Below are 12,822 nucleotides of genomic sequence, written 5' to 3'. Positions count from 1 at the left end.
CAGAATGAAGGCGCGCGTCAGCGCTTGTCCGGGCCTTCGCGGGCGGCGATCTGCTCGACGAGATCGACGATCGAGCGGCGCAGCTTCGAATCGGTGATTCGGGTGAACGCCTTGGTCAGCGCGAGCCCTTCCGATGTCGCGAGGAAGTCGGAGACATAGGAGGGCGATGCACCTTCCGCGAAGCCGTCGGGACCTGCCACGCCGCTCGGTCCGCCCTCGAACAGGAACGATACCGGCACCTGGAGAATCTCGGCAATCTGCTGGATACGGCTCGCGCCGACCCGGTTGGTGCCCTTCTCGTATTTCTGAATCTGCTGGAATGTCAGGCCCAAAGCTTCACCGAGCTTTTCCTGGCTCATGCCCAACATGATGCGGCGCATACGCACGCGACTGCCGACATATTTGTCAACAGGGTTGGGCGCTTTCGACATTTCCTCAGCCCTCCAAACACCACCGTCGGCGCAATGAAAGTATTGCCTCCGGTGACAGCGACGTCAAAACTTCACCCTGATTGGGGAAACATTGCGGAGAAATTTAGCAATGCACCGCTGTCTTTGCAGCCGGCGCAGAATGGGGAGCCAGTGTGCAATCTGTCAACCGGTGGACTACGGTTGTCAAAAGTTTCCGGCCGCCTCGCCGGAAACCGCTAGCGACAGCGTGATCAGGGGTGCCGTTTGGCAACACGGCGTCGCACCACTAAAATCACAGCCAGCGCGACGAGCATGGCTGCGGGGATGTCGCCCACTCTCGCATAGATCGTTGGCGGGATTGCGGTGGGCAGATTCGCATCCAGAATGCCTTCGATACCGAGGCCGAGGCTGGCCACCGTACGTCCGACCGGATCGACCACCGCCGAGATGCCGGTATTTGCGGAGCGGACCAGCGGCAGCCCGAGTTCGATGGCGCGCATCCGCGCCTGCTCCAGATGCTGATACGGACCGGTTGAGATGCCGAACCAGCCGTCATTGGTGAGATTCACTATCCAGCCAGGTCGTTTGTCGCGCGTCCCGACCTCGCCGGGGAAGATCGCCTCGTAGCAGATCAGCGGCAGCGCGGGCGGCGCTCCCGGCACCGGCAGCACGTGCCGCACCGTGCCGGGAATGAAGCCGCCGCGGATCCGCGTCAGCTGCTCGAAGCCGAGCTTCTCCATGATGTCCTGGTACGGAAGATACTCTCCGAACGGGACCAGGTGCAGCTTGTCATAGACGGCGAGCACGCTGCCGTCGTGATCGATCATGTAGATCGAATTATAGGCCCGCGTGATCGGCGTGCCCGGCGGCAGATCGGGAGCACGGACCGATCCGGTGATCAGCACCGTGCCCTTGGGCAGCAGTTCGGCGATCTCGGCCATCGCATCGGCTTCGCGGGTCAGGAAGAACGGGAAGGCGGATTCCGGCCAGATCAGGATGGTGGCATCGCGCACGCCGGTCGATTGCGGTCCGGACGCACGGTCCGACAGCGCCAGGTACTTCTTCATCACCTCCGCCTTTGCGGAGTAGTTGAATTTCGCATCCTGCCGAAGGTTTGGCTGCATCAGGCGCAGCTTGGTGCCCGCGACCATCGTGGTCGGATGCAGCGACAGGCGGATCGCGCCGAAGATGCCCATGACGACCAGCAGCGCAACAGACGCCGCCGGCGCGCGCCACGCCAGGCGGCGGTCGCGCGTGCGGTCGATCAACGCCGCGGGGCTCGCGAAGATCGCGACCGTGAGGAACGTCATGCCCCACTGGCCGATCAACGAAGACGTCTGCGCCAGCGCCAGCGGCTCCGACAGCGCATAGCCGAAGGCGTTCCAGGGAAAGCCGGTCAGCACGTGCCCGCGCAACCATTCGCTGACCGTGAGGCTTGCGGCGAGCGCGAGAATGCGGGTGGCATCCTTGGTCCAGAGCAGGCGGGCCAGCCCAAAGCCAATCGCCGTGAAAATCGAAAGATAAGCCGGCAGGCCCAGCACGGCGAAAGGCGTGAGCCAGGCGAACACGTCGGCGTCGACGAAGAAGGCGATACCGATCCAGTAAAGGCCGGGGATGAAATAGCCGAGCCCGAACCAATAGCCGGTCAGCGCCGCGGCGGGGACGCCGCCATATCGTCCGGCGCCTGCGCCGTCGATCAGCCAGACCATCAGCGGGAAGGTAATGAATAACACCGGCCATGCATTGAACGGCGCGAGCGCCAACACGGACAGCGCACCGCACGCCATCGCAAGGACGGCGCGTTTCCACCCCCAGGTGAGGATGGCGGTGAGGGCGATCTGGCGAAGGCGCTGGAACGGGCTCACTGCGAGCTGGTCCCGTCGGCAGGCGGCGGGGTCGGCGTGTCACCGGCCGGCGGCTGACCGCTTTCGGGCGTGGTCTCGCGGCGGCGGCTCTCGCGCTGGGTGCGCGGCGCCGGGCGTTCCTTCCGCGTCGAGATGCGCAGCCGCTTGACGCGGCGCGGATCGGCATCGAGCACCTCGACCTCGTAATGACCGGGGCCCGAGATCACCTCGCCACGCACCGGCAGACGGCCGACATGGCTGACGAGATAGCCTCCCAGCGTCTCCACTTCCTCGCCGGCCTCGCCGGTAACGAAGTCCTCACCGATCACCGTGCGCACGTCGTCGAGGCTGGCGCGGGCGTCGGCGATGAAGGCGTTGTCGGGCAGGCGGACGATCGACGGCGGCTCGTCGCTGTCGTGCTCGTCGTCGATCTCGCCGACGATCTGCTCGACAATGTCTTCGAGCGAGACCAGGCCGTCGCTGCCGCCATACTCGTCGACGACCAGCGCCAGGTGAATGCGGGTAGCCTGCATCTGCGCGAGCAGGTCGATCGCCCGCATCGACGGCGGCACATAGAGCAGCTTGCGGATGATCCGCGCGTCCTCGAGCGGCAGCGCCAGATCGACGGTACGCAGATCCAGCCCGGCCGGCAGCGGCTTCTTGCGCTTGGTCTTGGTGGCCTCCGACACGCGCGCACGTGCGGTCATGAAGGCGAGCAGGTCGCGGATGTGGACGATGCCGACGGGATCGTCGAGCGTCTCGTTGTAGACCACGAGGCGTGAATGGCCTGCGCTCTCGAAACGGTCCATCAATTCGCCGAGCGGGATGTCGCGCTTTACCGCGATGATGTCGGCACGATGCACCATGACGTCGGCGATGCGGCGCTCGTGCAGGCCGAGGATGTTGCGCAGCATGGTGCGCTCGACCGCGGAGAAGCCGGTGTCGTCGGGCGTCGTTGCGTTCAGCACGACCTGGAGATCGTCGCGGACCGAGCCCGCCTTCCAGCCGAACAGCGTGCGGATAGCGCGCAACAGCCAACCGTCGGCCGTCGGCCGCAGGACTTCGCCCGGCGCCACCACGGCCGGCAGATTGGCCGTGTTGCGCGGATTGTCGTGGACAGGGTCTGAATCCGGCATCTCAGTGCGTCCCCGCGCGATCTGCATAGGGGTCGGGGATGCCGAGGTGAGCCAGGATCTCGGTTTCGAGTGCTTCCATCTCTTCCGCGTCGCCGTCGTTCTCATGATCGTAGCCGATCAAATGCAGGAAACCATGCACGGCGAGATGACTCAAATGATGATCGAACGGCTTATGTTCCTCGTCCGCCTCGCGCCGCATGGTCTCGTAGGCGATTGCGATGTCGCCGAGCATGCGCGGCGCATCGCCGGGCTTCCATTCGCCTTCCGGCTGGAGCGCGGGGAACGACAGCACGTTGGTCGGCTTGTCGATGCCGCGCCAGTTGCTGTTGAGCGTGCGGATGCCGGCATCATCGGTCAGCATCACGGCCACTTCCGCCTCGGCGACGTCTTCGTCGACAGATTCGGCGGCAGCGGCAACCGCGCGCTGGATCACGGTTTCGGCGTCGGGCTCGCTCTGCCAGCAATCGGCGACGACGAGGACCTCGGTGGTGGGAATGTTGGGATGTGACATTGTCTTTGTTCGGAACGATAAGGCGCGGCGTCCGCGCCCGCATGGTCCGGTTGTTGTCTCGTCAGGATTTATTGCCGGCGGCCGGCCGCTGCGGCAAGCCTTCGTAGGCAGAAACGATCCGTGCCACGAGCTCGTGGCGGATCACGTCCTCGGCTTTGAAATGAACTTGCGCGATGCCTTCGACGCCGCTCAGCAGACGGGTCGCCTCTGCCAGACCAGAGGTCTGGCCGTTCGGCAAATCGATCTGCGAGGGATCGCCGGTCACGATCATGCGGCTGTTCTCGCCGAGACGGGTCAGGAACATCTTCATTTGCATCGATGTCGTATTCTGCGCCTCGTCCAGGATGATCGCGGCGTTGGTCAGGGTGCGGCCGCGCATGAAGGCGAGCGGCGCGATCTCAATCTCGCCGGTCTGCAGCGCGCGTTCGACGATGCGTGCATCCATCAGGTCGTAGAGCGCGTCGTAGATCGGGCGCAGATAAGGATCGACCTTCTCGCGGAGATCGCCGGGCAGGAAGCCGAGCCGCTCGCCGGCTTCCACCGCCGGGCGAGACAGGATGATCTTGTCGACTTCCTTGCGCTCGAACAATTGTGCGGCATGTGCGACCGCGAGCCAGGTCTTGCCGGTGCCGGCGGGGCCGATGCCGAACACCAGCTCGTGGCGCTTCAGCGCGCGGATGTAGGAATCCTGCGCAGCGGTGCGCGCGCGCACCGGACGCTTGCGCAAGTTAATGCTGTCGAAGGTCGACTTCGCCGACTTGGCATCGAACTCGAACAGCGAGCCCTGGGCGATCACGGCGCGGATCGCGCCCTCGACCTCGCCCTGGTCGACATCCTGTCCCTTCACGGCGTGCGCGTAGAGCGTCTCCAGCACGCGGCGCGCCGCGTCGCAGCCGTCGCGGCTGCCGCCGATGGTGATGTGGTTGCCTTTGGAGTCCACGACGACGCCGAGCCGGCGCTCGATCTGCGCCAGGTTCTGGCCATAGGGCCCGACCAGCGCGGATGCGGCGCGGTTGTCGTCGAAGTCGATGACGACCTGGGTCTCGGGCGGAACTTGCATATCGCGGTCAAATTTGCGGCTGGGAGCGATAGACGACGAATCCGATGCGCTTTTTGGCAAGGGTTCAGGCTCCAGTGGCGATGGATGATAAAGCGGGCTCGCGCACGTTGCGCGGTGTCACGAGCTCACCGAGGAAACTGTAACGCTCGAGGCTGTCGATCCGGACCGGCAGGATCTGTCCGATGATGTCGGGCGAGGCCATCACATGTGCAGGCTGGAGAAAGGCGGTGCGGCCGACAATCTGGCCTTCCTTGCGCGCCGGACGTTCGAACAGCACGTCGACCGTTGAGCCAATCGCAGCCTTGTTGAAGGCCGATTGCTGGCTGTCGATCAGTTCCTGGAGCCGCTCCAATCGCTGGTCCATTTCGGCGGGGGACACCGTCTCCTGCATATCCGCGGCCGGCGTTCCCGGCCGGGCGGAGTATTTGAACGAATACGCCGCAGCGTAACCGATTTGCGTGACAAGTGCGAGAGTGGCGAGAAAATCTTGCTCGCTCTCGCCGGGGAAGCCGACGATGAAATCTGATGAAAAAGCAATATCTTGGCGCGCGGACCGGAACCGGTCGATGACATCACGATAATCATCGGCGGTATGTTTCCGATTCATGGCGGCCAGGATTCGGTCCGAGCCCGACTGTACCGGCAGGTGCACGAACGGCATCAGCGCATCGAGATCGCGATGGGCGGCAATCAAGGTGTCATCGACGTCGCGGGGATGGCTGGTTGAATAGCGCAGCCGAGCGATGCCGGGAATCCCTGCCAGGCGCTCCAGCAATTGGCCGAGCCCCCAGCTTTTTCCATCAGGTCCGTCGCCGTGATAGGCGTTGACGTTCTGTCCGATCAGCGTCAGTTCGCGCACGCCATGATCGGCGAGCCGTTTCACGTCGTCGACGATCTTCGCCACCGGCCGCGACACTTCCGTGCCCCGCGTGTAGGGCACGACGCAGAAGGTGCAGAACTTGTCGCAGCCTTCCTGCACCGTGACGAACGCGGAAATGCCGCGTGCACGGATCGCGTCGGGCTTGGGTTGGGCGAGGAAGCCGAACTTGTCCGCGGCAGGAAAATCGGTCTCGATTGCGCGGCCTTCATTGCCGGCACGCTTCAAAAGCTCGGGCAGATGATGATAGCTCTGCGGGCCGACCACGACGTCGACCGCGGGCGCGCGGCGCACGATCTCTTCGCCCTCGGCCTGCGCGACGCAGCCTGCCACCGCGATCTGCATGGTGCGGCCCCCGCGCGCGGCCTCGTCCTTGGCGAGGCGCAGGCGGCCGAGCTCGGAATAGACCTTTTCAGAGGCCTTCTCGCGGATGTGGCAGGTGTTGAGGATGACGAGGTCGGCGTCCTCGGCGTTGGCCGTCTCCACGAATCCTTCGGGGGCCAGCGTGTCCACCATGCGCTGGGCATCGTAGACGTTCATCTGGCAGCCATATGATTTGATGTGCAGCTTGCGCGGCGGCTTCATGGAACCCGGAATTGAGGTGGAGGACAGTCCTCAAATATAGGCTGGTTAGCCGAAAATCCAGCGATTGGGGTCTGAAAGGGGCGTTACGGGGTGCAACGCAGCCGAGACGCCCAAAATCGAGAGGTTTGGCGTCGGATTCAGCGCGTCTGGGCGCCCGCGGCGGCCTGCCGGACCAGCTCAGGCAATTGATGCATGTCCGAGAAGGTCAGGTCGGCACCTGCCTGGCGCAGGGTCTCGGCATGGCCGGCCCCGCAATGGCTGCCACCGTAAAAGCCAAACACTTTCATCCGGGCCGCCCGCGCACCCGCGATGCCGGCAAGGCTGTCCTCGATCACGACACAGCGCTCGGCCGGGACGCCCATTTCCTTCGCAGCAAACAGGAACAGATCCGGTGCGGGCTTGCCGTTCGTCACTTGCGAGGACGAGAAGATGTTCGGCGCGAGGCGTTCATAGAGCCCCGTGCTTCCGAGACTCACGCGCATGCGCGGATGCGAGCCGCTCGAGGCAACGCAGACACGTTGCGTCACGACGTCGAGCACATCGTGGATGCCGTGGATCGCTTCGAGGTCGGCTTCGAATGCGCGAAACAGTTCGTCCTGCAGATCGCCGTGATAGGCCTCCGGCAGCTTGCGGCCGAGTTCGGTTTCGATCTCGAGATTGGCCTGTTTTGTCGAGCGGCCGAGGAAGCGCTCGGACACCTGCTCCGATGTGATCGGATAGCCATGACGCGTCAGCACATCCGCATGCGTGCGACAGGAGATCGCCTCGCTGTCCACGAGCACGCCGTCGCAATCGAAGATGATGAGGTTGATGGACAAGAGGGTTAAGAGGTCGGTTTGTCGTCGTCGAGCGGAACGCAATAGAGCTCGAGCCGATGATCGACCAGCTTGTAGCCGAGCTTGCGGGCGATCTCCGCCTGAAGCTTCTCGATCTCTTCCGAGGTGAACTCGATCACCTTGCCGTCGCGCAGATTGATGAGGTGGTCGTGATGGCTGTCGCGCATGGTCTCGTAGCGCGCGCGGCCCTCGCGAAAATCGTGGCGTTCGATGATGCCCGCATCCTCGAACAGCTTGACAGTGCGATAGACAGTCGAGATCGAGATCTTGTCGTCGACCGCGACACAGCGCCGGTACAATTCCTCGACATCGGGATGATCGACTGCCTCCGCAAGCACGCGCGCGATGACGCGGCGCTGCTCGGTCATGCGCATGCCTGTGGCGGCGCAGCGCGCCTCGATGCCGGTCGCCTTGGATGCGGGAGAAGGTTTAAGTCCAGTCATAGGATGTCCGCCTGACGGGGCGCTTTCTGCCATCAATGTTACGACAAGTCACGTCGCATCAGAAGTGCGTTCAATTGTTCCCCGTTGGCCTGCTTATAGTAGCGTTCGCGGCGGCCGACCACCACGAATCCGCCTCTGTCATAGAGTCGCCGTGCCGGCTGGTTGTTCTCCTCGACCTCCAGAAATATCGTGCGCACCCCACGCCCTGCGAGATGGCCGAGATGGGTCATCAGCAGCGTGCGCGAGAGGCCGCGGCCGCGATGGGCCTGGTCGACCGCGACCGAGAGGATTTCCGCTTCGTCCGCGCCGATCCGCGACACTGCAAAGCCGATGGTCTTGCGACCGAGCCGCAAGCGGTGGACGAGCGTGTTGCGCTCGCTGAGCATGGTCTCGAACTCGCTTTCGCCCCAGCCGTGCGCGAAAGAGGCGCCGTGAAGCTGCGCCAGCCGCGCCGCGTCGCGCGCAGATGCCGGCTCGACGGCGGCGGTGCCGCCGCGCCACCATTCCGAAAGCCATCTCATCATGAGCTTGCGGCTTGAGCTGCGAGCAGCGGCGGTGCCGCCGGCTTCGCATCGGGCGCCTTCAGATAGAACGGCCGCGCTGGGTTGGTGTCGGGATTGGCCGCTGCGCCGAGCCAGGCGATCCAGCTGATGTCGGGCGCGGGCTGCGTATCGACCGAAACAGGTTGCGGCCCATCCTTCGGCCAGCGATCGGCGAGAATTCTGGCGGCATTGCCGACCAGATGCGGTGCGCCAAATTGCGAGGCTGCGATCGCCTCGTCGATGGGAGCGATGTTCGACCGCACCAGCAAACTTCCGTCGCCGGCGACAATCTGGAAATAGACGTGATCGTGCCGCGCATCGATGGCCGAGATCACCGGCGCGGGTCCGCTTTGGCCGACAATGGCGGCCGCGTAGGCCGACAAGGTGGTGAGGCCGACGGCCGGCCGCCGGGCCGCGAGCGCAAGACCGCGCGCCGCCGATATGCCGACGCGCAAGCCGGTGAAGCTGCCGGGGCCGACCGTGACCGCGATACGGTCGAGCTCGGTGAAAGCGAGATCGGCCGATTGCATGACGCGCGCGATCATCGGCATCAGGGCCTCGGCATGGCCGCGCTTCATGAGCAATTGCTCCTGCGCAAGGAGCTCGCCGGCGTCGGTGTCGAGAACGGCAGTCGCGCACGCTTCCAGCGCGGTATCGATGGCAAGGATCAGCATCGAATCAGCTTAGTCGGTTCCGCGGCGGTCGAACCAGTCCAAGTTTGATTTCTCGACAAGCGCATGATCGGCCCCGTAATTCTACGTGGACGGGAATCCGATGGGATTCTCGCGCCCCTTTTTGAAGCACGTGCATGGATTTGCAACTTCCGATATAGCTAAGCATTTGAAATATTTGAATTTTAAGAGAGCATTAGGGATCAAATGCCAGATTCCGTGCATAGCGGAAAAGCGGGTCAACCGCGACTCGGACGACGCATCAGGGCAGCTCAAGCCTCGCTCGTTCCGGGCATTGGAAGGGTTTCATTAATGTCTTTTTGGCGAAGCGGGTCCGCCGCACGCGAGGCTTTGGCGCAGGTTACTGCGCTCGGCAAGTCGCAGGCGGTCATCGAATTCAATCTCGACGGCACCATCCTCACGGCGAACCGAAACTTCCTCGACGCTTTCGGTTATCGGCTCGAGGAGATCAAGGGCAAGCACCACGGCATGTTCGTCGTGCCGGAAGAGCGCAGCAGCCCTGCGTATCGCGAATTCTGGGCAGGCCTCGGCCGTGGCGAACACTAGTCCGCCGAGTACAAGCGACTCGGCAAGGGCGGGCGCGAGATCTGGATCCAGGCGTCCTACAATCCGGTCATCGACGAGGCCGGCAAGCCGGTGAAGGTCGTCAAGTTCGCGACCGACATCACCGCGCGCAAGATTCGCAGCCTGGAGGATGCCGGAAAGATTTCCGCGATCGGTCGCGCCCAGGCGATGATCGAGTTCAATCTCGACGGCACCATCATCACCGCCAACGAAAACTTCTTAGGCACTGTCGGCTATCGGCTCGACGAGATCCAAGGCCAGCATCACAAGATGTTCGTGGGCGCAGGCGAGCGTGACAACGCGGCCTATCGCGAGTTCTGGGCGAAGCTTGGGCGCGGCGAATTCCAGGCCGGCGAGTACAAGCGCTTCGGCAAGGGTGCCAAGGAGGTCTGGATCCTCGCCTCCTACAATCCGATCCTCGACGATGCCGGCAAGCCGTTCAAGGTGGTGAAGTTCGCCACCGACATCAGCGCGCAGAAGCTGTCGAACGCGAATTTCGCCGGCCAGATCGAGGCGATCGGCAAGTCGCAGGCCGTGATCGAGTTCGACATGGACGGCAAGATCCTGACCGCGAACGAAAACTTCCTCGGCGCGCTCGGCTATGCCCTGTCCGAGATCGTCGGCAAGCATCACAGCATGTTCGTGAACGCCGACCAGCGCGACAGCGACGCCTATCGCGCCTTCTGGGCCAGGCTGAACGCGGGCGAATTCCAGTCGGGTGAATATCAGCGCGTCGGCAAGGGCGGCCGGCAGGTCTGGATCCAGGCTTCCTACAATCCGATCCACGATCTCAACGGCAAGCCGTTCAAGGTGGTGAAATACGCCTCCGACACCACCGCGCAGGTGATCGCGCGCAAGCGCAGCGAGAAGGTGCGCGACATGATGGAATCGGTCGCAGCCGGCGCCGAGGAGCTGAATGCCTCGGTGCGCGAGATTGCGGAAGCGATGACGCGCTCGCGCGAGACCGCATCGACCGCGGTCGATCGGGTCGAGGCGGCGGATCAGCAGGCGCAGCGGCTGACGCAGGCGGCGGAATCGATGAGCATGATCGTGCAGCTGATCGGCAACATCACCGGCCAGATCAATCTGCTGGCACTGAATGCCACCATCGAATCGGCGCGTGCGGGGCGAGGCAGGTCGCGGTTTTGCGGTGGTCGCATCCGAGGTGAAGAACCTCGCCAATCAGGCCAAGCAGGCAGCCGATCGGATCGAGCAGGAGATCGGCAATCTGAACGGCATTTCGGTCGACGTCGTCGGCGCGCTGGAATCGATCAAGAGCGCGATCCAGGGCGTCAGCGAGTACGTCTCGTCAACGGCCGCCGCTGTCGAGGAGCAGAGCACGGTCACCGAGGAAATGTCGGCGAGCATGCGCAAGGCGGCGGAAGCCGCAAGCATTGGACAGGCGGCGTAGAGCAGGTCTCGTAGGGTGGGCAAAGGCGCGTCAGCGCCGTGCCCACCATTGCTAATGGTGGGCACGCTTCGCTTTGCCCACCCTACGGCATCTACGATGCCCCGCTTACATCGGTCGGACTTCAACCACGTCAGGCACAAAATGCTTCAGCAGATTCTGGATGCCGTGCTGAAGCGTCGCGGTCGATGACGGGCAGCCGGAGCAGGCGCCCTTCATGTTGAGATAGACGATACCGTCCTTGAAGCCGCGGAAGGTGATGTCGCCGCCGTCATTGGCGACCGCCGGCCGCACGCGCGTCTCGATCAGATCCTTGATCATGTCGACCGTCTCGGCATCGGCCTCGTCGAAGAACTCGTCCTCGTCATCGAGATCGACATCACTGGTCGCGGCGCCGTCGGCGAGCAGCGGCGCGCCGGACATGTAGTGCTCCATGATCGCGCCGAGGATCGCGGGCTTGAGCTGCTGCCATTCACCGTTTGCCTTGGTGACGGTGATGAAATCCGATCCATAGAACACCCCGGTGACGCCGGGCACCTCGAACAGCTTTTCGGCGAGCGGCGAGCGCGTCGCGGATTCACGGCTCGCAAACTCCATCGGGCTGCCGTCGACCACGACGCGGCCGGGAATGAACTTCAGCGTGGCGGGATTGGGGGTGGCTTCGGTTTGAATGAACATGGCTTTCTCCAGACGTCGCCGGTTCAAGGCCGGCGCGTGCCTATCCACTAGCAGATGGCGACGACGAACGCACGATCAAGGGGCAATACGAGGTTCGTCTAGAGATTTCAGCGGGTTAGGGCGCTCCTTACCCTCTGCTGGAGGGGAATGTAAGCGGTGTTTAGCGCCGGCGGATGAAGCCGACGATGTCCTTGGAGAGGTTCATGGTTTCCTCGGCGATGGCGCGGGCCCGATCGGAACCATCGTTCAGAATGGTGTCGATATGGCCGGGGTCGGCGACCAGGCGCTTCATCTCGCCGGCGATCGGCGCGAGCTTCGTCACGCACAGCTCCGCCAGCGCGTTCTTGAAGCTGGAGAACTGGCCGCCGCCGAATTCGCCGAGCACGCTGGCCTTGGAACGGTCGGAGAGCGCGGCGAAAATGCCGACGAGATTGTCGGCCTCGGGGCGCGCTTCCAGGCCCTTCTCCTCGCTCGGCAGCGGCTCCGGATCGGTCTTGGCCTTGCGGATCTTCTGCGCGATGGTGTCGGCGTCGTCGGTCAGATTGATCCGCGAATTGTCCGATGCATCCGACTTCGACATCTTCTTGGTGCCGTCGCGCAAGCTCATCACGCGCGTCGCCGGGCCCGTGATCAGCGGCTCCGGCAACGGGAAGAACAGGCCGTCATTGGTGCCGTGGCCACGAATCGAATCGCCAAAGTCGTTGTTGAACTTCTGCGCGATATCGCGCGAGAGCTCGAGATGCTGCTTCTGGTCCTCGCCAACCGGAACGTGGGTGGCGCGATAGAGCAGAATGTCTGCGGCCATCAGCACGGGATAATCGAACAGCCCCACCGAGGCGTTCTCGCGGTCCTTGCCGGCCTTCTCCTTGAACTGGGTCATGCGGCCGAGCCAGCCCATGCGCGCGATGCAGTTGAAGATCCAGGCAAGCTCGGCGTGGCCGGAGACCTGGCTCTGGTTGAACACGATGTGCTTCCTGGGATCGATGCCGCTTGCGATGAACGCCGCGGTCACTTCGCGGGTGTTGCGTGCGAGCTCGGCCGGGCCGCCCCAGACGTCCACGCCTTGCGTGATCGCGTGCATGTCGACGACGCAATAGATGCAGTTGTGGGTTTCCTGCATCTTCACGAAATTGACGATCGCGCCGAGGTAGTTGCCGAGGTGCAGATTGCCCGTCGGCTGGACGCCCGAAAAAACCCGTTCAACGAATGGCATGGTCAGTTTTCCTGAGAGGTCGC

Annotated in this window: 12 protein-coding genes and 1 pseudogene; 1 reads left to right on the top strand and 12 read right to left on the bottom strand. The window is 63.7% G+C overall.

What is annotated here, in order from left to right; translation table 11 throughout:
- Positions 1-17: 17 nt before the first annotated feature.
- The 10 genes from ABIA96_RS07530 to tsaB all read right to left on the bottom strand — a co-directional run bounded on the left by ABIA96_RS07530 (position 18) and on the right by tsaB (position 8,918).
- A complete protein-coding gene (locus ABIA96_RS07530; protein ID WP_057746952.1) occupies positions 18-431 on the bottom strand; it encodes a helix-turn-helix domain-containing protein in 414 nt (137 codons plus the stop codon).
- Positions 432-661: 230 nt separating this feature from the next.
- Entirely contained in the window at positions 662-2,275 is a 1,614-nt protein-coding gene (lnt, locus tag ABIA96_RS07525; RefSeq protein ID WP_354136381.1) for an apolipoprotein N-acyltransferase, read from the bottom strand.
- A complete protein-coding gene (locus ABIA96_RS07520; RefSeq protein WP_354136380.1) occupies positions 2,272-3,390 on the bottom strand; it encodes a hemolysin family protein in 1,119 nt (372 codons plus the stop codon). Before ABIA96_RS07520 ends, lnt begins: the two co-directional genes overlap by 4 nt.
- A gap of 1 nt (position 3,391) precedes the next feature.
- Positions 3,392-3,901, bottom strand: coding sequence for an rRNA maturation RNase YbeY (gene ybeY, locus ABIA96_RS07515; RefSeq protein ID WP_354136379.1), 510 nt, complete (start codon positions 3,899-3,901; stop codon positions 3,392-3,394).
- Between the two features lie 61 nt (positions 3,902-3,962).
- Positions 3,963-4,961, bottom strand: a complete 999-nt coding sequence (locus ABIA96_RS07510; protein ID WP_354136378.1) for a PhoH family protein — start codon at positions 4,959-4,961, stop codon at positions 3,963-3,965.
- A 64-nt stretch (positions 4,962-5,025) separates the two neighbouring features.
- Positions 5,026-6,423, bottom strand: coding sequence for a tRNA (N6-isopentenyl adenosine(37)-C2)-methylthiotransferase MiaB (gene miaB, locus ABIA96_RS07505; RefSeq protein ID WP_354136377.1), 1,398 nt, complete (start codon positions 6,421-6,423; stop codon positions 5,026-5,028).
- Positions 6,424-6,560: 137 nt separating this feature from the next.
- Positions 6,561-7,241 (bottom strand): HAD family hydrolase, encoded by a 681-nt coding sequence (locus tag ABIA96_RS07500; protein WP_354136376.1) that lies wholly within the window; start codon positions 7,239-7,241, stop codon positions 6,561-6,563.
- A gap of 5 nt (positions 7,242-7,246) precedes the next feature.
- Positions 7,247-7,702 carry a Fur family transcriptional regulator gene (locus ABIA96_RS07495; protein ID WP_027531539.1) on the bottom strand — a complete coding sequence of 152 codons (456 nt, stop codon included), beginning with the start codon at positions 7,700-7,702 and terminating at the stop codon, positions 7,247-7,249.
- A 38-nt stretch (positions 7,703-7,740) separates the two neighbouring features.
- A complete protein-coding gene (rimI, locus tag ABIA96_RS07490) occupies positions 7,741-8,226 on the bottom strand; it encodes a ribosomal protein S18-alanine N-acetyltransferase (RefSeq protein ID WP_354136375.1) in 486 nt (161 codons plus the stop codon).
- Positions 8,223-8,918 carry a tRNA (adenosine(37)-N6)-threonylcarbamoyltransferase complex dimerization subunit type 1 TsaB gene (gene tsaB, locus ABIA96_RS07485; protein ID WP_354136374.1) on the bottom strand — a complete coding sequence of 232 codons (696 nt, stop codon included), beginning with the start codon at positions 8,916-8,918 and terminating at the stop codon, positions 8,223-8,225. The genes rimI and tsaB overlap by 4 nt, the downstream gene beginning before the upstream one ends.
- Before the next feature lie 309 nt (positions 8,919-9,227).
- On the opposite strand from tsaB, the pseudogene ABIA96_RS07480 reads away from it, so the two are divergent.
- Positions 9,228-10,911: pseudogene (locus ABIA96_RS07480) on the top strand (methyl-accepting chemotaxis protein).
- 105 nt (positions 10,912-11,016) lie between these two features.
- Here the strand turns inward: ABIA96_RS07480 and ABIA96_RS07475 are convergent.
- Both ABIA96_RS07475 and trpS read right to left on the bottom strand, forming a co-directional pair.
- Positions 11,017-11,586: a NifU family protein gene (locus ABIA96_RS07475; protein WP_354136373.1), complete on the bottom strand. Its 570-nt coding sequence runs from the start codon at positions 11,584-11,586 to the stop codon at positions 11,017-11,019.
- 160 nt (positions 11,587-11,746) lie between these two features.
- A complete protein-coding gene (gene trpS / locus ABIA96_RS07470; protein WP_354136372.1) occupies positions 11,747-12,799 on the bottom strand; it encodes a tryptophan--tRNA ligase in 1,053 nt (350 codons plus the stop codon).
- Positions 12,800-12,822: the final 23 nt, after the last annotated feature.

This window comes from Bradyrhizobium sp. LB11.1 (assembly GCF_040549385.1).
Taxonomy (GTDB): Bacteria; Pseudomonadota; Alphaproteobacteria; order Rhizobiales; family Xanthobacteraceae; genus Bradyrhizobium.
Note: the sequence above shows the minus strand (reverse complement) of the source record. Positions and strands in the feature narration are given on the sequence as shown.

Excerpts from the sequence above, each read along its gene's own strand:
- miaB (WP_354136377.1), bottom strand. The coding sequence starts at position 6,423 with ATGAAGCCGCCGCGCAAGCTGCACATCAAATCATATGGCTGCCAGATG.
- trpS (WP_354136372.1), bottom strand. The coding sequence starts at position 12,799 with ATGCCATTCGTTGAACGGGTTTTTTCGGGCGTCCAGCCGACGGGCAAT.
- ABIA96_RS07475 (WP_354136373.1), bottom strand. The coding sequence starts at position 11,586 with ATGTTCATTCAAACCGAAGCCACCCCCAATCCCGCCACGCTGAAGTTC.
- rimI (WP_354136375.1), bottom strand. The coding sequence starts at position 8,226 with ATGATGAGATGGCTTTCGGAATGGTGGCGCGGCGGCACCGCCGCCGTC.
- ABIA96_RS07495 (WP_027531539.1), bottom strand. The coding sequence starts at position 7,702 with ATGACTGGACTTAAACCTTCTCCCGCATCCAAGGCGACCGGCATCGAG.
- tsaB (WP_354136374.1), bottom strand. The coding sequence starts at position 8,918 with ATGCTGATCCTTGCCATCGATACCGCGCTGGAAGCGTGCGCGACTGCC.
- ABIA96_RS07520 (WP_354136380.1), bottom strand. The coding sequence starts at position 3,390 with ATGCCGGATTCAGACCCTGTCCACGACAATCCGCGCAACACGGCCAAT.
- ABIA96_RS07510 (WP_354136378.1), bottom strand. The coding sequence starts at position 4,961 with ATGCAAGTTCCGCCCGAGACCCAGGTCGTCATCGACTTCGACGACAAC.
- ABIA96_RS07530 (WP_057746952.1), bottom strand. The coding sequence starts at position 431 with ATGTCGAAAGCGCCCAACCCTGTTGACAAATATGTCGGCAGTCGCGTG.
- ybeY (WP_354136379.1), bottom strand. The coding sequence starts at position 3,901 with ATGTCACATCCCAACATTCCCACCACCGAGGTCCTCGTCGTCGCCGAT.